This is a genomic window from Sphingopyxis alaskensis RB2256, from assembly GCF_000013985.1.
Lineage (GTDB): Bacteria > Pseudomonadota > Alphaproteobacteria > Sphingomonadales > Sphingomonadaceae > Sphingopyxis > Sphingopyxis alaskensis.
Genome location: NC_008048.1, coordinates 3,244,569 through 3,266,033, shown reverse-complemented (window position 1 = coordinate 3,266,033; position 21,465 = coordinate 3,244,569). Strand labels below are relative to the sequence as shown.

Below are 21,465 nucleotides of genomic sequence, written 5' to 3'. Positions count from 1 at the left end.
GGGCGACGCGGCAATCTCCTGCGAGCGCCCATCCAGATCGTTAGCTGGAGATTGCTTCGCTTCGCTCGCAATGACGAAGAGGAGAGATGATGGACGCGCATCTCAGTTGCCGCGCGTGTCGATCGTCGCTTCCATCGACAGCCCGACGCGCAGCGGATGTTCTTTCAGCTGCTTCGGATCGAGCGCGATGCGCACCGGCAGCCGCTGGACGACCTTCACCCAGTTGCCCGTCGCATTCTGCGCGGGGATCAGCGAAAAGGCCGCGCCGGTGCCGCCGGCGATGCCGACCACCTTGCCGCGATAGACGACATCGCCGCCATAATAGTCCGAGGTCAGTTCGACCGGCTGGCCGATGCGGATATCCTCGAACTGGCTTTCCTTGAAATTGGCATCGACATAGGCGGTCGCGATGGGAACGATCACCATGATCGGCGCGCCCGCGGCGATCCGCTGGCCGACCTGCACCTGCCGGTTGGTGACAATGCCATCGACCGGCGCGCGGATCACCGTGCGCGCGAGATCGAGCCGCGCCTTTTCGACGCGCGCCGCCGCCGCCGCCACTTCAGGGGCAGTGTCCACCGTCGTCCCGCGCACCACCGCCTCGGCGGCGCCAAGGTCGCCGCTTGCCGATCCGCGCGTTGCCTCGGCCGCGGCGATCGCCGCGGCGGCAAGGTCGCGCGCGGCGTGCGCCTGCTTGACCGCTGCACGCGCCGCGGTCAGCTCCTCGGCCGACACCGCGCCGGTGCCTGCGATGCTCTCGCGCCGCGCCAGTTCGGCGCGCGCGCGTTCGACGCTCGCCTCGGCATCGCGCAGCCGGGCGCGCGCCTGCGCGACATCGGCGCCGCGGGCGGCAACACGCGCGCGCGCCGCATCGGCATTCGCATCGGCCTGCCCGTAACGCTGGCGCGCAAGGCGCAGCGCCGCCTCGGCGTCGGCAAGCGCGATGCGCTGGTCGGCATCGTCGAGGATGACCAGAATGTCGCCCCGCTTCACCGCCTGCGTCCCGCTGACGCGCACGTCCTTCACCGGACCCGAAACGAGCGCGGTCACCTGCGCCGAATCGGCGCCGACATAGGCGTTGTCGGTGTGAACGCGCCCCGCCTGCGTCAGAAAATACCAGGCGCCCCACAGGATCGCGGCGGCCAGCACGACGAGCGCAAGGATGCGGAGCAGCTTCCGGCGTTTCGCGCCATATGTTTCCAGCGCGTCGATGTCGGCAGCCGCCGTTTCATCGGCCATCATTCGTCTCCTGTCGGGTCGGGCGCCTGGTATCCGCCGCCGAGCGCCCGGATCAGCGCGATGTCGAGCGCCAGCTGGCGCGCTTCGAGATCGGTCACGGCGCGGTTCAGCGCGATCATCGAATCTTCGGCCGTCAGCTGTTCGATCTGGTTGGCAAGGCCGGCGCGATAGCGCAGATTGGCGAGTTTAGAGGCTTCGGCAGCGGCCTCGAGCGCCGCCCGGCGCCCGGCGAGCTGGCGCTCGGTCGCGGCGCGGCTCGCCACAATATCGGCGACGTCGCGCAGCGCGTCGATCAGCGTGCGGTCATAGGCGGCGATGGCGCCGTCATAGTCGGCGCGGGCGCCGCGATAACGCCCCGAAAGCCGCCCGCCTTCAAAGATCGGCAAACTGATCGCCGCGCCGCCGCTGCCATATTCGGAGCCCGCGTCGAACAGGTTGGAGAGGCCGAGCGATTGGAGCCCGACGAGCGCCGACAGGCTGATATTCGGGTAAAAGTCGGCGCGGGCGACGTCGATACGCTTCGCGGCCGCCTCGCTGCGCAGCCGCGCCGCGACGATGTCGGGGCGGCGGCCGATCAGGTCGATCCCGGCATTTTCGGGGAGGCCCAGCGTCGGCCGCCTCATCTGCGGGCGCGTGATCGACAAACCGCGGTCGGGGCCGGCGCCGACGAGCGCCGCGATGCGGTGGCGCGTCGCCGCGATCGCTTCTTCGAGCGCGACGACGTCCGCCGTTGCCGACGCCGCGCGGCTTTCGGCCTGACGCTGGTTCGCCTGATTTTCGAGTCCCGCGCGCGCGCGGTCGGCGGCGAGACGCGCGGTCGCGCTACGCACGCGCACCGCCTCGCTGGCGACGTCGAGCGCGTCATAATAGCCGGCCAGATCGGCATAGGCCGCGGCGATTCCCGTCGCGAGCATCAGCCGCGCCTGTGCCGCATCAACGCGCGCTGCCTCAGCTTCGGAGGTCGCGGCGGCAAGCGCGGCGCGATTGCGCCCCCACAGGTCGAGATCAAAGCCGAAAGTCGCGGCGACATGTCCCGTGTCCCGCACCCCGTCGGGGACGAACTGCGGCGGGATTCCCATGTTGCGGCTCTGCTGGACGCCGCCCGCGCCCGCTTCGGCGCCGACGCGCGGCAGCAGCGCAGCGCCCGCCTGCTGCGCCAGAGCCTCCGCCGCGCGCACGCGCGCCGCGGCAATCGCGACGTCGGGCGATCCCGCCAGCCCCTCGGCGATCAGGCGATCGAGCTGCGTGTCGCCGAAGCCTTGCCACCAGCCCTCCACCGGCCACGCGCCGGGCGCCGCAGCGAGCGACGCGCTTGACACCAGCGACCCCGGCGCCGCCTCAACGGGCCTGGGGCCGAGGTCGGGAACGCTCGCGCAACCCGCCAACAGGCCAAGAACCGCAGTTGTAACAAAAATGAATCGAGGCATGGCTTCCAACGATACTAGCTGGTATCATGCGCAGATGAACTGCGGAGGAAGCATTGTCAATCGAAATGATACCAGACAGTACGCCTGCTATCGACGACGCCGCCGGGGCGCGCCGCAAGGCTTTCGTCGACGCCGCGCGCGAGCTGTTTTTTGCGAACGGCTATGCGGGAACGACGATGTCTTCGATAGCCAGCAAGGTCGGCGGCTCGAAAACCACGCTCTGGACCTATTTTCCGTCGAAGGAAGATTTGTTCGCCGCGGTGGTTGACGATATCGTCGAGCGCCATGGTCATGCGCTGACCGTCGACCTGCCGATCGACGCGCCCGTCCCCGACGTGCTCCGCAACTTCGGCATGACATTGATGACCAAGCTGACCGCCTCGCCGCTGCTTTCGCTCTACCGGCTGGTCGTGGGCGAGGCCGAGCGCTTTCCGCATCTCGCCGAGACCTTCTACGACCGCGGGCCGCGCCGCGGCAAGGCGCGCGCCGCCGCCTGGGTCGCCGAAAAAATGGTGCGCGGCGAGATCCGCCAGGGCGACCCGATGCGCGCGGTGCAGCAGTTCGCCGGTCTCTGCCAGTCGGGGCTGTATCAGTTCGCGGTGCTGAGCCTCCCCGAAAGCCGCGATCTCAGCCACCTTTCGGAAGAAGTCGATGCCGCGGTCGACACCTTCTGCCGCGCCTGGCAAATCGAGAAATGAGCGCCTGCACCGAAGAGTTACCGGAAGGTCGAGCGCGGAACCTGTATCCCGAAGCGATTCGCTTTGGGGTGGATTTGTGATTCACCCTGATAGAAAGTGGATCATGGGCAGGAGCAGTTCGGTTGATCTTCAGGTTGGAATTGTTGGCGAGATCGAGCGCGGTCGCTCGTGCCGGGCGACGGCGGGTTGGTGCTGAGCACAGGCTGACGCTGCGCCAGCCTTCTTCGATGATCGTCAGTTGCTGCCGTTGACCGGCGCGCGCGTCATCGCCTCGGCGGTGTCGCGCGCATTCTGGTTGCCCTGCGCCCACGCCTGCTTCCACTGCTCATTGGTGCGGCACACACGCGCCTTCTTCACCCACGAGCCAATCTCCTCAATCTTGCGGCACTTGATATAGTGGGGATGGGTGGCCGCCAGCCCTTCATTATAGGCCTTGATCTCGGCATTGGTCATCTCCGACGGCGCTCGCGCCGGAGGCGCCCGTTCGGCGACGCCCGCTTCGGCGGAAGACGCCGCAGCAAGCACCGCGATGACTACCAGATTCAGCATGGAATATCCCTTTCCTGTTCGATCACCGACCGGCGGATCAGTTTGAATTGCCCGCCTTGCTCGTCATCGCCTCGGCCGTGTCGCGCGCATTCTGATTGCCCTTTGCGCTGACTTCTTTCCACTGTTCATTGGTATGGCAAACGCGGTTCTTCTTCACCAGCGACCCGATCTCGAGCGTCTTGCGGCACTTGATATAGGCAGGATCGGTCGGGGTCAGTTGCTCATTATGCGCCTTAATCTCGGTCGGCGTCATCGCCGACGGCGCCTTGACGAGTAGCGGCTTATCCGCGGCATGGGCGCCAGAAGCCGACAGCAGGCCAACGACGAAAAAAGCAGCGGCAATACGGGTCATGCGATATCTCCTGTCGCGGGTCTTCCCGCAGGATCATACACACAATCTTATTGGCGACGCTTCCTTTCGCAAGCCCGAATCGACCCCCGAGGCTCCTAGCGCGGCACTGCATAGCCCGACGCATCGGCGGATGCGAAATAGCGAAGAAGCAGTTCGCGTTCCCCCGCGGTCATATGCGGGTTCCAGACGTCGAAGATCAGAACGGCGCGCAACTCGTCGCTCTCGTTCCACGCTTCATGCTCGATGGTATCGTCAAAGGCGAATGCAACGCCCTCTTGCCATTGGCGCGTTTCTCCACCCACCCGAAAGCCGCAGCCCGGCGGAACAATCAGTGGCAGATGTACGATCGCACGCGTGTTGGTGACGCCCGTGTGCGGTGGAATGCGCGTGTGTGGCTTCAGCAGGGAGAAAAAGGCGCTCGGCGCCCGACCGGGAATGCGCGCGCCCGGAACGGCCGCGAGTGCCGCCGCCGTGGCCGGGCAGCGATCAAGCACCGGTTGGTTCGGCTCGCCATATTCCCACAGGAAGCAGGCGCCCCAGTCGAGCCGGTTGTCGAGCGGCGACCAGATTGTCTCCGGCGACCCCGCCTCCATCCGCACATAGGGTCTCAGCGCTTCGCCCGGATCGGCGAGCAGCGCCTGCAATTCACCGCGGATCGCATCGGTCTGCGCCTCGATCTCGGTAAACCAGGGGAAATGCCCGCGATCAAAAAACTCGTCGGCGGGAAGAAAGGGATAATAGACTCCAGCACATTCGTTGCGGTAGATGCGGCGGCGACCAAGCGCGCTCGCGACAAAGGCTGCGCCGCGTCGCGCCTCGGTTTCGGTGAGGTTGTCGCGCATCTCCTCGAACGCAGCCGACGCGGCGGTGAACATCGCGCCCGTCGCCCGGTCAAGGAAATCCTGCCCGTGCGCGAGCAGCGGCGCGAGCGGCGGTGGCACCGGATCGAGCTGCGCACCAAGGGCAACGGCGGCACTCCACGCAGCAAGTGCCTGCCCCATCTCGCCGCGCGCTTCGTGACGCTCGCCCTTGCGAATCCAGGCAATCATGTCGCGGCGATCGATCGCCAGCGCAGCGTCAAGCGCGGCGAGTTCCCCCTTATCGTCACCCAGCGCGCGCCGCGCCGACGCCAGGTTGCGCTGCAGGGCGCCCGAATGGGGATCGGAGGCGATTGCCGCAGTGAAATGCTGCGCGGCCGCTTCATGGTCGCCGGCTTGCAAGGCAGCAATGCCGCGACGGTTCGCTTCGACGGCAGAGGCGGGAGGAGTTGCGCTGGCCATGCCCGTGCTTGCCATCGGCCGCGCCAATCGGCAAGGTTGATCGATGCCCGCCGCGCCATCTGTGTCCGCCGTAATCGACGACGCCGCCTGGCTGGCGCATCGCTATGATCCCGACCACGACGCCTTTCACTTCCGCCGGGTATCGCGGTCCGCGCGCATGGCGGTTCCCTTCCTCACCGATCAGCATCTGGGCGAGGAAGCGTCGCCGCTGGTGCTGCGCCGCGCCGACTGCACGGCGACGAACGGGCCGCGGCGGGCGCCGATCCATTTCCTCTTCCATTCGGCCTATTGCGCGTCGACGATGCTCGCGCACGTGCTCGATCAGCCGGGGGTGGCGACGACGCTTTCAGAACCGGTGCTGCTCAATGACATGATCGGATGGCGTCGCCGCGGTGCCGACCCGCGGATGCACGGCCGGGTGATGGACGACGCGCTCGCCATGCTCGGTCGCGGCTTTGCCGCTGGCGAAGCGGTGGTCGTCAAGCCTTCGAACATCTTCAACCCGCTCGCGCGAGGCGTGCTGTTGCTGCGGCCACAGGCGCGCGCGATCCTGCTCCACGCGCCGCTTCGCGCCTTCCTGCTTTCGGTTGCCCGCAAGGGGCTGTGGTGCCGCCTTTGGTGCCGCGAGCTTTTTGAAAATTATCTCGCCGACGGCTTCGTTCGACTGGCCTTCGGGCCACACGACTATTTTCGCCAATCCGACCTGCAGGTCGCGGCGATCGGCTGGCTGGCGCAGCAACAGGCCTTTGCGGCCTTGCTCGACTGGGCGCCCGACCGGATTGCTTCGCTCGACAGCGAAACGCTGACGCGCGATCCGGTTGCGGCGATTGCGGCGGCGATGGACCATTTGGGTCTTGCGGTCGACCGCGGTGCGATCGCCGACCATCCGTCGCTCGTGCGCAACAGCAAGTCGGGCGCCGCCTTCGCTCCGGGGGAGCGACAGCGCGACCTTGCCGCGGCTGAAAGGGCTTATGGCGAGGAAATTGCGCAGGTGGTCGGCTGGGCCGAGGCCGTCGCCGATCAGGCGGCCATTCCGATGACGCTTCCCGGCGCGCTGGCGGCACGCTGACGCAACGGAAGGCCGGTTGCGGTCAAAGGTGGACATTCACTCCACCGCCGGTCCGGTCTCACCATTCCCATGGAAAAAGGGGCGGACATCGCTGTCCGCCCCCAATTCTTGCCAAAGCGTCGGTTCGACTAGAACTTCAGCTTCGCCGACACCGCATAGCGGCGGCCCAGCGCGTCGTAGGTCGACGGATAGGTATTGCCGCTGTTGTAGGTGGTCGAACCGATCGTGTTGCCGAGCAGCGGCGGCTTGTTGTCGAGCAGGTTCTGCACCGTCGCGGTGAACACCAGATTCTCGCTGACGTTGAAACGCGCCGTCAGGTCGAAATAGTGCTGCGCCTTGACCGAGCGGAACTGCGGATCGACGACGCAGCCGTTCGGGTCGGTTCCCGTCGGGTCCGGACAACCGGTGGTCGGGCTGGTGCCAGCAGCAACCGCGGCGTCGATGTCGTCCTGCAGCTGCTGGGGTTCGAAATCGACCCGGTCGATCCAGCGCCACAGCAGCGACAGGTCAACCTTGTCGAAGCCCAGCGTGAAGCGGTTCGAGAACTGGAACTCCGGCTGGATCGAGCCGGTGAACGAGCAGTTCACGCTGTAGTAGCCGACGCATTCGCGGTTGAGCGAATCCGGGTTGGCGACATTGGCGTTGAACTTCGAGCTGTTCGTCCAGTTGCCGACGAACGACCAGTCGAGGCTGGCGAAGCCAAGGTCGGTGCTGTAGTTCATCAACAGGTCGATACCGTCGGTGAACAGGCGGCCCTGGTTGTTCGTCAGGCCGAACAGGCCGGGCGTGGTCGACGGATCGCCGTCGAGACCGCCGGTGATCGGGTTGCGGCGGATCGACGTACAGGCGGGGTCGCTTGCGCTCGCCGCCGTGACATTGTCGAAACAGGCGGCGATGATGTCGCCCGGCAGCGGGGTGCCCAACACGTCGTTGATCTTGATGTTGTAATAGTCGATCGACATGTTGAAGCGCGGCAGGAAGTCCGGCTGCCAGACCAGACCAATCGTCCAGGTGTCCGCCTTTTCGGGCTGCAGGTTCAGGTTACCGCCGACCGTGATATTGGCCTGCGCCGCGGTCGGGTTGGTGATCGAACCGATCGTCCCCGCCGGAGCGCCCTGCGCGATACAGACCGCGCGCAGGTTGGCGTCGGTCGTCGGCGCCGCACCGGCGCAGGGGTCGATGCCGAGGTTGGTGAGGCCAACCGTCTGCGGCGTGAACAGCTCGCCGATGTTCGGCGCGCGGACCGCGCGGCTGTAGTTGCCGCGGAACTTGACACCCGCGCCCGGTTCCCAGCTGCCGCCGGCTTTCCAGGTCCAGGTGTCATAGCCGCCAGCGCCTTCGATGCTGTAATCCGAATAGCGCACGCCGGCTTCGAGGGTCAGGCTTTCAAAGAAAGGCTTGTCCTCGATCAGCGGCGCGACGATTTCGGCATAGGCTTCATAGACGTCATAGGCGCCGTCGATGTCCGGGGCCGCACCACCGGCGCCGCCGAGTTCACCCGGCGTCTTGGCGAGCAGATCCGACGCTTGCTGCGCGGTATATTTGCGATATTCGCCGCCCAGCGCGAAGCCGATCGGCTGAACCGCGCCCGGCGAGGCGAAGCCGAGGTCGCCCGAGACGATCGCACGAACCTGCGCCAGCGAGGTGCGGTTGGTCGTCGAGCTGTTTTCCGACAGATAATCGGCCATTTCGGGCGTGATCGAGCCTTCGGGGCCGAACAGATTGACCGGAACGCAGTTGGCGTTGCCGCTCTGACAGGTCGTCGTGTTGTTCGCCAGCGCGGCTTCGCGGAAGCGCGATTGCAGCGTATAGTTTTGAATCGTCTGGATATTTTCCGATTCGCCATAGGCGCCCTCGACGCTCCAGTCGATCGTGTCGGTGATGCCGCCGCGGGCGCCGACGCGATAGTCGAAGAAGGTCGTCTGATAGTCGCTGATACGCGGACCGACTTCGGGCGTGCGACGGTTCAGCGTGACGGTCACTTCACGATAGTTCGGATCGGTACGACCCGTCGCGGTGGCCGCAGCCGCACATTCGGCGGGCGTGAAGCGCGGGGTATAGAGGCCCGATCCTGCCGCGGCGACGTTGAATGCACAGAACTGGTTGCGCAGGGTCGACGGCAGATAGGGATTGTTGAGGTTGACCGTCACCGTGCCGCCGAACGAACCCGAGGGGGCGATGATCGTCGAAACGGTGTTCTTCGAGAACATGCCGCGCGTATAGACTTCAACCGAGTCCGACACTTCATAATTGGCTTGAGCGTAGATGTTGAAGCGCTCGAACGGCGTCTGGAAGATGTTGAACGGATTGAAGTTATAGGTTGCGAAGGTCGGAACCGCAGCACCCGCCGCGTTGACCTGGCGCAGGCCGCCATTGGCCACCGTCGGATCGGTGCTCGGCTGGCCGGTGACCGGATCGAGCGGACGGGTGCCCGAGAAACGCGACGGAACCGAGGTGCCCGAACCAATGAACTGGTTCGAATAGCTGTCGAGCGTGTCGTTCGAGAAAGGACGTGCGCCCTGATAGACGGGGTCGGCCTGCTGGTAACCGATGCTCAGCACCGCGTTGCCGCGACCGTCGTCGAAGTTCGCGCCGATCGTCGCGTCGACGCGGAAGATGTGGCCGTCGCCCTCTTCGGTGATCTGGTTCGACGCGGTGACTTCGAGACCTGCGAAATCGCGCTTGGTGACGAAGTTGACGACGCCGGTGATCGCGTCGGCGCCATAGGTGGTCACCGCCGCGCCGGTGAGCGCATCGACGCGCTCGATCAGCGCGAGCGGGATGTTGTTGAGGTCGACGCGGCCGTTGACGTCCGACGGCGCAACGCGGTTGCCGTTCAGCAGCACGATGTTGCGGATCGAACCGAGACCGCGAAGGTCGACGTACGACGCACCGCTGTTACCGTTGTTGACCGCCGAACCGATGTTCGCGACCACGCCGGGCAGTTCGCGCAGAACCTCTTCGGCGACGTTCGACTGCTTCAGCTCGATGGTGTCGGCGGTCGTGACGTTGACCGGCGTCGACTGTTCGAGGTTCGGATTGCGGATCAGCGTACCGGTAACGACGATTTCCGACGAACCGGTGGCGCCTTCCTCGGCGTCCTGCGCATAGGCAGGAGCCGAAACCAGGGCGACGCTCAGCACGAGCGGCGCGGCACCCAGTTTCAGCTTGGAATAGTGGGTTTTCTTCACAGTGCAGTCCCTTGCTACTGGTGGATTGAACTACCCGGACCCTGTTGCGGCGGACCAAAGCCGACGCGTGCAGATGCCCCGATAGGGTGCGGGATGACCCCTCGTTCAGTTCGAGTAAAGGAAATTTGCCCAGCTAACCGCGGTTTCGCGGCGCATTGTGACGTATTTGCAACATCCGCCGAAAGCCGCGACACACAAGATGCCACGCGGCCGTATTTCGCGACATATTGTTTCAATGGTTACGATTTCACGGCGCAGCCGCCGCGATCGGGGGTCAATCGCCGATCGGTCCCGCGAGCTTGCCGGGGTCGAGCCGCTTGCCCCGCCACGTCAGCCCCCAGTGCATGTGCGGCCCCGTCGCGCGCCCGGTGCGGCCGACGGTGCCCAGCCTTTGCCCCTGCACGACGCGATCGCCGACCTTCACGTCGAGCCGCTGGCAATGGAGGAAGGCGCTCGACAGCCCCATGCCGTGATCGACGATCAGCAGATGGCCCTCCAGCGTGAAGGGCGTCTCGGCGGCGAGCGTGACCACCCCGTCGGCCGGCGCCACGAAGGGCGTTCCCGCGGGCACTGCGATGTCGGTGCCGCTGTGATAGGCGCCCGCCTTGCCCCGATAGATGCGCTGCGCCCCGAAAAAGCCTGACAATCGCCCCGTCACCGGCCAGCGGAACGCCTGCCGCCAGCCGTCCGATTCGACCGCCTTCGCACGCGCCGCCGCGATCTGCGCCAGTTCGGCGGGGCGGCGGCGCGCGAAATCGGCGTCGCTCGTTGCGCCGCCGCGCCAGGGCGCGTCCACATGCTCGATTCGCCAGCGTCCCGCGGCGACCGTGATCGGCCGCACGATACGCTGCCCGTCGGTGAAGGTCGCGACCAGCTCGGCCTCGGTCCCCGCATCGCGATCGAAGCCGAGCAGGAAAGCCCCGTCGCGCGCCACCGGGACCGGCGCGCCGTCCAAGGTCAGGCTGCGCACGCCGGGCGACGCGCGCCCGGTGATGACGGCGCCCTGCTCGGCGGCGCCCGTCAGGACGAGATCATGGCGCACCCGCTGGGGCGGCGGCGGTGCGGGAACGGGCGGCGCAGCGGGCGGCGGCGCGGGACGGCTTTCGCGCTCCGCCACGGGAACGCAGGCCGCCGTCGCCAACAGCGCGACGACCGCACCGCGGCGCCAGTGCGTCCACAAGCTCATGCCGTGCGCGCGGCGTCCAGTTCCGCCTGCACCGATATCGCCGCGCTCGCATAGGCTTCCTGCCGCGCCACCGACCAGTAGCGAAGCTCGTCGAGCCCGATCGGCACGCCGGTCACCGCGCACAGCACATGGTCGCCGGGCGCCAGCACGCGAAAGCCGTTCGGCCCATAGTGGAGGCGGGCAAGGCGGTTACGGCTGGCGATCAACATGGCGCATATATCCGGTGAGCGGGGGAGGGTTGGCGGCGACTATAGCAGGATCGCCCGCGCGAGCCACCCCTGCGCGCTCAGAACAGCTCGCCCTGCCCCGCTTTCGGCGCAGATGGCGATGCCTTGCGCGCCGGGCGCGGTCCAGACGATGGCGCCGGATCACCCCCCTCCCCGACCGTCACGGGCAGCTCGCCGTCGGCGAACTGGAGCCGCAGATGCCCCGCGTCGCGCGCCTTCGCCGCGCTGGTCACGATCGCTCCGCCAGCATCGCGCACCATCGCATAGCCGCGCGACAAGAGTGCGCGCGGGTCGAGCGAGGCGAGCAGGCGCCCCAGCCCGTCGAGCTTCGCGCGGTCGCGGTCCCACGCGCGCGCAAGCAGGGCCGGGCGCAGCGCCGCGCCGCGCGCGCCAAGCCGCTCGCCCAGCATCGCCAGCCGCTGCCTTTGTCCGCGGCCCAGCCGCTCGCCGACATCGTCGAGCCGCTGGCGCTGCGGCGCATAGAGCGCGTCGCGCCGCGGCAGGTGCCGCGCGAGCGCCGTCAGCCGCTCGCCCCGCAAAGCCTGCTGCCGGTTCGCGGCGCCGATCATCCGCCCGCCCCACGTCGCCAGCTGCGCTTGCAGTTCGGCGCGCACCGGCACCGCCATCTCGGCGGCGGCGGTCGGCGTCGGCGCGCGCATATCGGCGGCATAGTCGGCGAGCGTCACGTCGGTTTCATGCCCCACCGCGCTGATCGTCGGGATGCGGCAATCGGCGATCGCGCGCACGACGACCTCCTCGTTGAACGCCCACAGATCCTCGATCGACCCGCCGCCGCGCGCGACGATCACCAGGTCGGGGCGGGCTACCTTCCCGCCGGGCGCGAGCGCGTCGAAACCGCGAATCGCCGCCGCGACCTGCGCCGCGGCGCCTTCGCCCTGCACGAGCACCGGCCAGACGATCACATGGCTGGGGCAGCGGTCGGCGAGGCGGTGGAGAATGTCGCGGATCACCGCGCCGGTGGGGGAGGTCACGACGCCGATCGTGCGCGGCAGATAGGGAAGCGGCTGCTTTCTGTCGCGATCGAACAGCCCCTCGCCGCCCAGCCGCGCCTTCAATTTCTCGAAGAGCAGCATCAGCGCGCCTTCGCCCGCGACCTCCAGGCTTTCGACGACGAGCTGATATTTGGAGCGCCCCGGATAGGTGGTGAGCTTACCCGTAGCGATCACCTCGATTCCGTCCTCGGGCCGGAAGGCGAGCCGCGCCGCCTGCCCCTTCCACATCACCATGTCGATGAGGGCATTGTCGTCTTTCAGCGCCGCATAAAAATGCCCCGATGCCGCGCGCTTCGCCCCCGACAGCTCGCCGCGCACGCGCACGCGCGCGAAACCGTCCTCGACGGTGCGCTTGATTGCCGCCGACAATTGGCTGACGGACAGCGGCGGCACATTGTCGCCGGGCGCCGCCTCGGCTAACAGCCGCGCGTCGGTGCCGTCGCCGGGCGCCTCATCGGGAAAAGGAACTGCCATGAATATCCTGCTCATCGGGTCGGGGGGCCGCGAACATGCGTTGAGCTGGCAACTGGCACAATCGCCAAGCTGCGCCAAGCTCTATGCCGCGCCGGGCAACCCGGGAATCGAACTCCACGCCGAATGCGTGCCGATCGCCGCCGACGATCTCGATGGCCTGATCGTCTTCGTGCGCGCGCACGCGATCGACTTCGTCGTCGTCGGTCCCGAAGCGCCGCTCGTCGCGGGCCTTGCCGACCGGCTGCGCGCCATCGGCGTGCCGGTCTTCGGTCCCTCGGCCGCCGCCGCGCGGCTCGAAGGGTCGAAGGGTTTTACCAAGGATCTGTGTGCGCGCGCGTCGATTCCGACCGCCGCCTATGTCCGCTGCACCAGCGCCGACGAGGCGCTCGCCGCGCTGGACGGCTTCGACGTTCCGGTCGTGATCAAGGCCGATGGCCTTGCCGCGGGCAAGGGCGTCATCATCGCCGAAACGCGCGCCGAGGCCGAGGCGGCGATCGCCGACATGTTCGCCGGCGCCTTTGGCGGCGCGGGCGCCGAGGTGGTGATCGAGGAGTTTATGACCGGCGAGGAGGCGAGCTTCTTCGCGCTTTCCGACGGGCAGGACGTGATCGCCTTCGGCAGCGCGCAGGACCACAAGCGCGTCGGCGACGGCGACACCGGCCCGAACACCGGCGGCATGGGCGCCTACAGCCCCGCCCCCGTGCTCACCCCCGATCTCGAAGTCGCGGTGATGGAGCGCATCATCCGCCCGACGGTGGGGACACTCGCCGCCGAAGCCACACCCTATGTCGGCGTGCTCTTTGCCGGACTGATGCTCACTGCCGAAGGGCCGAAGCTGATCGAATATAATTGCCGTTTCGGCGATCCCGAATGCCAGGTGCTGATGATGCGCTTCCGCGGCGATCTTGCCGCGCTGCTCCACGCCGCCGCGACGGGCCGACTGGCCCGCGCCGAGCCGCCAACCTTTGCGCATGACTATGCGCTCACCGTCGTCATGGCCGCCAAGGGTTATCCGGGCACCCCCGAAAAGGGCGGCGCGATCCGCCGTATCGCCGATGCCGAAGTCGGCGGCGTGCGCGTGTTCCACGCCGGCACCGCGCGCGAGGATCGCACGCTCGTCGCCGCGGGCGGCCGCGTGCTCAACGTCACCGCGACGGGCAAGAGCGTCACCGAGGCGCAGGCGCGCGCCTATGCCGCGCTCGACCGGATCGACTTTCCGACCGGCTTCTGCCGCCGCGACATCGGCTGGCGCGAGGTCGCGCGCGAGGCGCGCTGAGGGGCTGGCGCGAGGCCGCGCGCGGGGCCGAATCGCGTCGCTCGTCCCACCCGGCAGAGCAAGGGCGGGACTGGACGCGCGGACCGCGCGCGCATAATCTGGCCCGCAATACAGGGAGATTGTGATGACGTGGCTTCAGGAAAACTGGATTATCGCGCTCGTCGGCCTCGTCGTGGCTGTCGTGCTGCTCTGGTGGCGGTTCGGCCGCGCCAGGCCGACCGGACCCGCGCTGCCGACCGCGGAGCCGCCAAAGCCCGCCAAGCCGCTCGAACCCGTCAAGCCCGAAATCGTCGCGGCCGAAGCCGCGCGCTTCAAACCAATCGAGCCCCGGCCGCGACCCGTGCCGCCGCCCGTCGCCGAACCCGCGGTCGAGGCCGCGGCAATCCCCGCCGAACCGACGGTCCCGCCGCCCCCAGCGCCCGCACCGACGGCCGCCAAGGCCGATAATCTGCAACTCCTGAAGGGCGTCGGCCCCAAGCTCGGCGCGCTGCTGAACGGCCTCGGCATTACCCGCTTCCAGCAGATCGCCGACTGGACCGACGCCGACGTTGCGCGCATCGACGCACAGCTCGGCGCCTTCCAGGGCCGCATCGCGCGCGACAACCTGATCGACCAGGCCAGCTATCTCGCGCGCGGCGACAAGGCCGGGTTCGAGGCGAAATATGGCGCGCTGAGCGGAGAGCCTTAGAGCGGCGCCTATTCGGCCTCGGCGCCCTTCGGCTTGCGGACGTCGCTGACGAGCAGCTTGTCGATCTTGCGTCCGTCCATGTCGACGATCTCGAACTTCCAGCCCCGGTCGGTGAAGCTTTCGCCTTCCACAGGCAAATGCTTGAGCACCGCGAGCGCGTGGCCCGCGGCGGTGGCATAGTCGCGGTCACCGGGCAATTCGATCCCCAGCCGCTCGGCCATCTGGTCGGCGGGCATCGCTCCCGCGATCAGCAGGCTGCCGTCGTCGCGCTCGACCACATAGGGATCGCTGCCGATGTCCTGGTCCGACGCAAATTCGCCCGCAATCGCCGAAAGCAGATCGGCGGGCGTCACCAGCCCGTCGAAGTGGCCATATTCGTCGTGGACCAGCAGCATCGGCACCTCGGCCGCGCGCAAGGCTTCGAGCGCGTCCATCGCGTCGAGCTGGTCGTGGATGACCTTCGCGGGGCGCATCAGCTTTTCCAGGTCCAGCGTCTGCCCGGCGAACAGCGCCGCGGCGATGTCGCGCGCCTGTACCACGCCGACGATCTCGTCGACCGACCCGCGCGCGACCGGCAGGCGGCTGTGCGGCGTTTCGAGCAGCCTGTCGCGCAGGCCGCGCGCATCGAGCGAAATGTCGATCCAGTCGACATCCTTGCGCGGCGTCATCACCTCGCGCACCGGCCGGTCGGCGAGGCGCACGACGCCCGAAATGATCGCCCGCTCGCTTTCCTCGATCACCCCCGATTTCGACGCTTCGGCGACGATCAGGTGCAGCTCCTCGGCGGTCACTCGCTCCTCCGATTCACGTCTCAGCCCGAGCAGGCGAAATACCAGCGCCGAGCTGCGGTCGAGCAGCCACACCAGCGGCGCACCGATTTTCGACAGCCACAGCATCGGCAAGGCGATGAAAATGGCGATCGGTTCGGGCGCACGCAAAGCAAACTGCTTGGGCACGAGCTCGCCAGCAATCAGCGAGGCATAGGTCGTGAGTGCGATGACTACGGCAAAGCCCGCGGTCAGCGCCGTTTCGTCGTCGAGTCCTATCCAGGCCTGCAAACGCTCCGCGACCGGCGCGCCCAGGCTGGCGCCCGAATAGGCGCCGGCGAGAATCCCGATCAGCGTGATGCCGACCTGCACCGTCGACAGGAAGCGGCCGGGGTCGGACGCGAGCTGGCGCGCGATCTTCGCGCCGCGGCTGCCGCGCTTTTCGGCTGCCTGCAACCGCGGCTGCCGCGCCGAGACGATCGCCAGTTCGGACATCGCGAACAGGCCGTTGAGAAGGACGAGAATCGCGATGATCGCGACGTCGGACCAGGGAAAAGGGGTCATCGGGCGGTGATGCGGCGCGGCGGCGCCCGGCCCCTGTCGGCTTCGGTCATGCCTCCCTATAGGCGAAAGGCGCAGCATTGCACAATGGCGCGTCGCCAAACGGTCCGCTCAGCCACTATTCAGTCATGGTCTGGAACCAGAACGCTGGCCATATGTTATCGGCAAGTACCGGCGCGTGCACAGTTTCGCACATATCCGCCACATAAGGGAGCGACATGATGAAAAGCAGAACAACCAGGCTCGCATTTCTGACCGGCCTCGGCGCGATCGCGCTGACCGGCTGCGTCACCGACCCGGTGACCGGCGAACGCAAGATTTCCAAGGCCGCGATCGGCGGCGTCGGCGGCGCGCTCGGCGGTTATCTGCTCGGCGACCTGATCGGCGGGCGCAGCGATCGCACCGAAAAGATCGTCGGCGCGGGTATCGGCGCGGTCGCCGGCGCGGGCGTCGGCTATTATATGGATCAGCAGGAAAAGAAGCTGCGCGAACGTACCGCGGGCACCGGCATCGACGTCGAGCGGCAGGGCGACCAGCTCGTGCTCAACATGCCCGGCGACGTGACCTTCGACCTCAATAGCGCGATGGTGAAATCGCAGTTCCGCAGCGCGCTCGACAATGTCGCCGCGACGCTCGCCGAATATCCGAGCACCTATATCGACGTCTATGGTCACACCGATTCGACCGGCAGCGAAACCTATAATCAGGGGCTGTCCGAACGCCGCGCGGCGTCGGTGGCCGACTATCTGGCCGGCCGCGGCATCCAGCGCGCGCGCATGGCGACGCTCGGCTATGGCGAATCGCAGCTGAAATGCGCGCCCGAACGGACCGAGGCCGATTATCAGTGCAACCGCCGCGTCGAAATCCGCATCGCGCCGGTCACGCAGGCCGACGTGAACGCCGCGGGGTAAGCGGTTTTCCGGCTAGAGCGCGATGACCTGATATTGACCCACCGTGATTGCCCCCTGAAGTTCGTCGGCAAGAAGCGTCTCGCAGGACGGGCTGGTTGCCCGGACCAGAGACGCGCCGCTGTCCGGCGGGCTTCAGGGGGCAACCCCTCCAGGGCGGGTCGATTTTGGCCGATTGCCACGTTGCTCGTCGGGCGCGATGTCCCGCATCGCGCCGCTCCTCGCGCCTCGCACTCGGCCAAAATCGCCTCCGTCACGGTGGGTCAATATCATGTCATCGCGCTCTAACGCCGGAAGCGGCACCGGCCCGCTCCCCCACCCGGCCTCCCCGACGATAGTAGCCTATGGGAGGCCGGGTGGGGAGCGGGCCGGTGCCGCCGCTTTCCGCGCAGCGGAAAGCGCACTCACGTCAGCGTCGGAAAACTCGCCTTCAGCCCGTCGATCACGAACTGCGCCGCAAGGGCGGCGAGCAGAACGCCGAGCAGCCGCGTGATCACCGCCTCGCCCTTGTGGCCGATCAGCCGCATCAGCGGCCCCGCCGCGAGCAGGGCCGCAAGCGTCAGGAGGAGGACAAGCAGCAGCGCGCCAAAGATCACGAAGGCGCGTTCGATCCCGTTGTTCTGTGACACGAGCAGCATCACCGAAGCGATCGACCCCGGCCCGGCGAGCATCGGCATCGCCATCGGAAACACCGAAACATCCTCGACCTCCGGCGTCGCCTTGATCTTCTCGGCGCGCTGTTCGCGGCGTTCGGTGCGTTTTTCAAACACCATGTCGATCGCGATGATGAACAGCATGATCCCGCCCGCAATACGGAAACTGTCGAGGTCGATGTGCAGGAAGCCGAGCAGCGCTTCGCCGAACATCGCGAAAAAGATCAGGATGCCGCCCGCGATCAGGGTGGCGCGGATCGCCATCGACCGGCGCTGCGCCGCGCTCGCGCCGGTGGTCAGGCTGGCATAGATCGGCGCGCAGCCCGGCGGGTCGATGACGACGAACAGCGTGACGAAGGCCGAGATGAACAGGTCGATCATGGCTGCTTCGGCGCCGCGACCCGGTCGTCGATGACGGTCGCCATATCCTTGCCGTCCCACAGCCGGATCGTCACGCGACGCGACTTGTCGGCGCGGACGGTCGACGTCCAGCTCAGCGTCTGGTCGGGCGACAGGCCGACGGCCATATCCTCGCCCTCGGCGCCCGCCTCGATCGGCACCGCGGGCCGCGACCCGCACGTCGCCTGCTTCGACGCGATGAAATCGGGCGCCGGGCGCGGCGTCGCCAGCGCATCGCCATGATCGAGCACCCAGCGCATGTCGCCCTTCATCGGATCGCGCAGCCAGACGGTCGTGAAATAGCCGTGCGCCGCTCCCTTCTGCCACGCGCCGGTCGTCGCGGCGGCATTGCCGTCGCAGCTGACATAGACGGCGTGCGGCTGCCATTTCACCGCCTCCGCCGGGTCGGCCTGCGCCTTCAGCCAGTCGCGTGCCCTGACCAGCTCGGGCACGAACATCGCGGCATCGGGATGCGCGGTTTCGCGGAACGCGGTCCACTGCCCCTTTTCCTGCGCCAGCCGCGCGAAGGCGATTTCAGCCGCGACGAAGGCGCTGGGGTTGGCGGCGAGCGGACGGTTGCGAAACTCGTCTCGCGGCCCCGCGCAGCCCGCCAGCAAGGAAATGGCAATTGTTGAAAGGAGCAACCGGCGCATCAGAACCCTTCCGGATCGGCCAGCCCCGCCCGGCGGTGCGCGGCGACGAGCGTGTTGCGGAGCAGGCAGGCAATGGTCATCGGCCCGACCCCGCCCGGCACCGGTGTGATCGCATCGGCGACGCCGAGCGCCGCGGCATAATCGACATCGCCCACCAGTCGCCCCTTTGCCGCGCCGTCCGCAGGCGGGAGGCGGTTGATGCCGACGTCGATGACGATCGCGCCGGGCTTGATCCAGTCGCCCTTCACCATCTCGGCGCGGCCGACCGCGGCGACGACGATGTCGGCGCGCCGCACAAGCGCGGGCAGGTCTTTGGTCCGGCTGTGCGCCATCGTCACCGTGCAGTTGGCGCCGAGCAGCAATTGGCCCATCGGCTTGCCGACCAGAATCGAGCGGCCGATGACGATCGCATCCTTGCCCGACAAATCGCCGAGCCGGTCCTGGAGAAGCAGCAGGCAGCCATAGGGAGTGCAGGGCACCATGCCGGGAATGCCGAGCGCAAGGCGGCCCGCGCTGACCGGGGTCAGCCCGTCGACATCCTTGTCGGGGTCGATCGTCGCGACCGCCGCCTGTTCGTCGAGATGGCCGGGAAGCGGCAATTGCAGCAGGATGCCGTCGACCGCCTCGTCGGCGTTGAGCTGGCGAAGCAGCGCCTCGACCTCATCCTGCGTCGCCGTCGCAGCCAGGCGGTGCTCGAAGCTTGCCATGCCCGCCGCGACGGTCGCCTTGCCCTTTGACCCGACATAGACCGCGCTCGCCGGATCGTCGCCGACCAGCACGACGGCAAGCCCCGGCGCGCGGCCCGTCGCCGCGCGGAAGGCGGGAACCGCGTCGGCGATCCGCGCGCGCAGCCCCGCGGCAAAGGCCTTGCCATCGATCACTCTGGCGTCGGGAACAGGACCGGTCATGCGTCAGGCCATCCCCGTCTGCATGCCGAGCCGGTAGAGATAGGCCATCACTGGCCCTTGCAGGATGATCAGCAGGATCAGCACCACCATCGGCGTCAGATCGATACCGCCGAAATCGGGTATGATGCGGCGGAAGGGGCGATACAGCGGCTCGGTAATCCGGTCGAGCACGTACCAGAGCTGTCCAACGAAATCATTGTGCGTGTTGATGACGTTGAACGCGATCAACCACGACATCACCGCCTGGACGATGATGATCCACCACAGGATGTTGAGCAGGATCGACAGAATATCGAGAAGCATGAAATACAAGGAAAGTCTCCGGCCGAAAGGTCGATGGCGACGATCTTAACGGTGAATGAGCGTGCCCGCACCCCTTGTGGTAAAAATTTCGAGCAGCATCGCGTGCGGGATCCGCCCGTCGAGGATGACCGCCGCCTCGACCCCCGCGTCGACCGCGGCGACGCAGGTTTCGACCTTGGGGATCATGCCGCCGGTTATCGTGTCGTCCGCCTTGAGCGCATCGATCGCCGCACGGTCGAGGTCGGTGAGCAAGGCCCCCGACTTGTCGAGCACCCCCGCGACATCGGTGAGCAGGAAGAAACGCTTGGCGCCGAGCGCCCCGGCGATCGCGCCCGCCATCGTGTCGGCGTTGATATTATAGGTCGCGCCGTCGGCGCCGAGCGCGACCGGCGCCACCACCGGGATGAAATTGTCGTTCGTCAGATTGGCAAGGATCGTCGGATCGACCGCGACGGGCTCGCCGACGAAACCGAGGTCGACGTGGCGCTCGATCCCCGAACTGGGGTCGGCCTCGCTGCGCTTCACCTTTTCGGCGAGGACGAGATTGGCGTCCTTGCCCGAAATGCCGACCGCGCGGCCGCCGAGGCCCGCGATCCAGCCGACGATTTCCTTGTTGATCTTGCCCGCCAGCACCATTTCCGCAACCTCGGCCGTCGCCGCGTCGGTGACGCGCAGCCCGCCCACGAAGGTCGATTCGATCCCGAGCTGTTTCAGCATCGCGCCGATCTGCGGCCCGCCGCCATGGACGACGACCGGGTTGATGCCGACGGCTTTGAGCAGCACGACATCCTCGGCAAAATCGCGCTGCGCCTCCGGATCGCCCATCGCATGGCCGCCATATTTGATGACAAAGGTCTGGCCCGCATAACGCTGCAGATAGGGCAGCGCCTCGACGAGTGTTTCGGCCTTGGCGAGCAGGTCGGGCATTTTCGAAGGATCGGCCATCGTCATCATCCGGCGTTTTTCGCATCGAGGCTGCGGCCCAGCGCGACCAGCCCGGTGATGACGAAGGGAATGACGAGCACCGACAGCACGACCTTGGCGAGCATCTGTCCGCCCATCAGATTGGCGATCGGGAACACGCCGTAAAAGGCGATCGTCACGAACAGCAAAGTATCGACGATCTGGCTCAAGGCGCTGGCGATCGCGCCGCGGATCGCGAGCCAGGTCGTCCCGGTACCGGCGCTCTCGCGCCCGCGCAGCCTGGAAAAGATGGTGACGTTAAGGAACTGCGACGTGCCGTACGCAACGATCCCGGCGGCCATCAGGCGCGGGCTTTGCCCAAGGATCATGTCAAAGGCCGCGAGCCGTTCGGGCTGCATTTCGGGTGAGGCGGGAAGCGCGAGGACCAGCGCGGTGAGCATGATCGACAGCACGAGGGGCACAAACCCCCACAGGACGATGCGATTGGCGACCGTCTGGCCGTGCAGCTCCGACACCGCGCTCGACAAGGCGACAAGCATCAGAAACGCGAAAATCCCCGCCTCGACCGCCAGCCAGTCGCCGAGCGCGACCTGCTTGTTGCCGAGCACCCCCGCGAGCACGACCATGCCGCCATAGACGATCGAGAAAAGGAAGAGCGAGGGCGAGAGCGTGCGCGGCAGCGCCGTCGAGGTCGGTTCGGTCATGCCGCCCGATAGTCGC

The 21,465-nt window shown here is 67.3% G+C and carries 22 protein-coding genes; 6 read left to right on the top strand and 16 right to left on the bottom strand.

Going from position 1 to position 21,465, the window contains the following annotated elements; all coding sequences use genetic code 11:
* Positions 1-102 precede the first annotated feature (102 nt).
* Complete coding sequence (locus tag SALA_RS15830) at positions 103-1,242, bottom strand: HlyD family efflux transporter periplasmic adaptor subunit (RefSeq protein ID WP_011543381.1); 1,140 nt, start codon at positions 1,240-1,242, stop codon at positions 103-105.
* Positions 1,239-2,666, bottom strand: coding sequence for an efflux transporter outer membrane subunit (locus tag SALA_RS15825; RefSeq protein ID WP_011543380.1), 1,428 nt, complete (start codon positions 2,664-2,666; stop codon positions 1,239-1,241). Before SALA_RS15825 ends, SALA_RS15830 begins: the two co-directional genes overlap by 4 nt.
* A gap of 65 nt (positions 2,667-2,731) precedes the next feature.
* Here SALA_RS15825 and SALA_RS15820 point away from each other — a divergent pair, with 65 nt between their 5' ends.
* A complete protein-coding gene (locus SALA_RS15820; protein WP_237700895.1) occupies positions 2,732-3,364 on the top strand; it encodes a TetR/AcrR family transcriptional regulator in 633 nt (210 codons plus the stop codon).
* 234 nt (positions 3,365-3,598) lie between these two features.
* On the opposite strand, the gene SALA_RS15815 is transcribed toward SALA_RS15820, so the two are convergent.
* The 3 genes from SALA_RS15815 to SALA_RS15805 all read right to left on the bottom strand — a co-directional run bounded on the left by SALA_RS15815 (position 3,599) and on the right by SALA_RS15805 (position 5,545).
* Complete coding sequence (locus SALA_RS15815; RefSeq protein ID WP_011543378.1) at positions 3,599-3,913, bottom strand: hypothetical protein; 315 nt, start codon at positions 3,911-3,913, stop codon at positions 3,599-3,601.
* Between the two features lie 37 nt (positions 3,914-3,950).
* Positions 3,951-4,265: a hypothetical protein gene (locus SALA_RS15810; RefSeq protein WP_011543377.1), complete on the bottom strand. Its 315-nt coding sequence runs from the start codon at positions 4,263-4,265 to the stop codon at positions 3,951-3,953.
* A gap of 95 nt (positions 4,266-4,360) precedes the next feature.
* Positions 4,361-5,545, bottom strand: a complete 1,185-nt coding sequence (locus SALA_RS15805; RefSeq protein ID WP_153802727.1) for an aspartyl/asparaginyl beta-hydroxylase domain-containing protein — start codon at positions 5,543-5,545, stop codon at positions 4,361-4,363.
* 61 nt (positions 5,546-5,606) lie between these two features.
* On the opposite strand from SALA_RS15805, the gene SALA_RS15800 reads away from it, so the two are divergent.
* Positions 5,607-6,614, top strand: coding sequence for a hypothetical protein (locus SALA_RS15800; protein WP_237700894.1), 1,008 nt, complete (start codon positions 5,607-5,609; stop codon positions 6,612-6,614).
* A 128-nt stretch (positions 6,615-6,742) separates the two neighbouring features.
* Here the strand turns inward: SALA_RS15800 and SALA_RS15795 are convergent, their stop codons facing one another.
* From SALA_RS15795 to xseA, 4 genes are all read right to left on the bottom strand, one after another.
* Positions 6,743-9,805 (bottom strand): TonB-dependent receptor domain-containing protein, encoded by a 3,063-nt coding sequence (locus SALA_RS15795; RefSeq protein WP_011543374.1) that lies wholly within the window; start codon positions 9,803-9,805, stop codon positions 6,743-6,745.
* A 274-nt stretch (positions 9,806-10,079) separates the two neighbouring features.
* The gene (locus SALA_RS15790; RefSeq protein ID WP_011543373.1) at positions 10,080-10,991 is read right to left on the bottom strand and encodes a M23 family metallopeptidase; all 912 of its coding nucleotides are present in this window, start codon (positions 10,989-10,991) and stop codon (positions 10,080-10,082) included.
* Complete coding sequence (locus SALA_RS15785) at positions 10,988-11,200, bottom strand: DUF2093 domain-containing protein (RefSeq protein WP_011543372.1); 213 nt, start codon at positions 11,198-11,200, stop codon at positions 10,988-10,990. Before SALA_RS15785 ends, SALA_RS15790 begins: the two co-directional genes overlap by 4 nt.
* Before the next feature lie 77 nt (positions 11,201-11,277).
* A complete protein-coding gene (gene xseA / locus SALA_RS15780; RefSeq protein ID WP_011543371.1) occupies positions 11,278-12,705 on the bottom strand; it encodes an exodeoxyribonuclease VII large subunit in 1,428 nt (475 codons plus the stop codon).
* Between xseA and purD the strand changes: the two genes are divergently transcribed.
* Both purD and SALA_RS15770 read left to right on the top strand, forming a co-directional pair.
* Complete coding sequence (purD, locus tag SALA_RS15775; protein WP_041383454.1) at positions 12,704-13,981, top strand: phosphoribosylamine--glycine ligase; 1,278 nt, start codon at positions 12,704-12,706, stop codon at positions 13,979-13,981. The genes xseA and purD overlap by 2 nt on opposite strands.
* A gap of 124 nt (positions 13,982-14,105) precedes the next feature.
* Positions 14,106-14,669, top strand: a complete 564-nt coding sequence (locus SALA_RS15770; protein ID WP_011543369.1) for a hypothetical protein — start codon at positions 14,106-14,108, stop codon at positions 14,667-14,669.
* A gap of 8 nt (positions 14,670-14,677) precedes the next feature.
* On the opposite strand, the gene SALA_RS15765 is transcribed toward SALA_RS15770, so the two are convergent.
* Entirely contained in the window at positions 14,678-16,000 is a 1,323-nt protein-coding gene (locus tag SALA_RS15765) for a hemolysin family protein (RefSeq protein WP_041383453.1), read from the bottom strand.
* Between the two features lie 218 nt (positions 16,001-16,218).
* On the opposite strand from SALA_RS15765, the gene SALA_RS15760 reads away from it, so the two are divergent.
* Together SALA_RS15760 and SALA_RS17690 are read left to right on the top strand one after the other, a co-directional pair.
* Positions 16,219-16,908 carry an OmpA family protein gene (locus tag SALA_RS15760; RefSeq protein WP_041384212.1) on the top strand — a complete coding sequence of 230 codons (690 nt, stop codon included), beginning with the start codon at positions 16,219-16,221 and terminating at the stop codon, positions 16,906-16,908.
* A 27-nt stretch (positions 16,909-16,935) separates the two neighbouring features.
* The gene (locus tag SALA_RS17690; protein WP_084764777.1) at positions 16,936-17,193 is read left to right on the top strand and encodes a hypothetical protein; all 258 of its coding nucleotides are present in this window, start codon (positions 16,936-16,938) and stop codon (positions 17,191-17,193) included.
* 116 nt (positions 17,194-17,309) lie between these two features.
* Here the strand turns inward: SALA_RS17690 and SALA_RS15755 are convergent, their stop codons facing one another.
* The 6 genes from SALA_RS15755 to SALA_RS15730 are packed head-to-tail and all read right to left on the bottom strand — an operon-like array spanning position 17,310 to position 21,449.
* Complete coding sequence (locus tag SALA_RS15755) at positions 17,310-17,939, bottom strand: MarC family protein (RefSeq protein WP_011543365.1); 630 nt, start codon at positions 17,937-17,939, stop codon at positions 17,310-17,312.
* A complete protein-coding gene (locus tag SALA_RS15750; RefSeq protein WP_011543364.1) occupies positions 17,936-18,610 on the bottom strand; it encodes a hypothetical protein in 675 nt (224 codons plus the stop codon). Before SALA_RS15750 ends, SALA_RS15755 begins: the two co-directional genes overlap by 4 nt.
* A complete protein-coding gene (gene folD, locus SALA_RS15745; RefSeq protein WP_011543363.1) occupies positions 18,610-19,518 on the bottom strand; it encodes a bifunctional methylenetetrahydrofolate dehydrogenase/methenyltetrahydrofolate cyclohydrolase FolD in 909 nt (302 codons plus the stop codon). Before folD ends, SALA_RS15750 begins: the two co-directional genes overlap by 1 nt.
* A 3-nt stretch (positions 19,519-19,521) precedes the next feature.
* Complete coding sequence (locus SALA_RS15740) at positions 19,522-19,821, bottom strand: YggT family protein (protein WP_041384210.1); 300 nt, start codon at positions 19,819-19,821, stop codon at positions 19,522-19,524.
* 45 nt (positions 19,822-19,866) lie between these two features.
* The gene (gene argB / locus SALA_RS15735) at positions 19,867-20,775 is read right to left on the bottom strand and encodes an acetylglutamate kinase (protein ID WP_011543361.1); all 909 of its coding nucleotides are present in this window, start codon (positions 20,773-20,775) and stop codon (positions 19,867-19,869) included.
* On the bottom strand, positions 20,772-21,449 hold the full coding sequence (locus SALA_RS15730; protein ID WP_041383451.1) for a queuosine precursor transporter: 678 nt from the start codon (positions 21,447-21,449) through the stop codon (positions 20,772-20,774). The genes argB and SALA_RS15730 overlap by 4 nt, the downstream gene beginning before the upstream one ends.
* Positions 21,450-21,465: the final 16 nt, after the last annotated feature.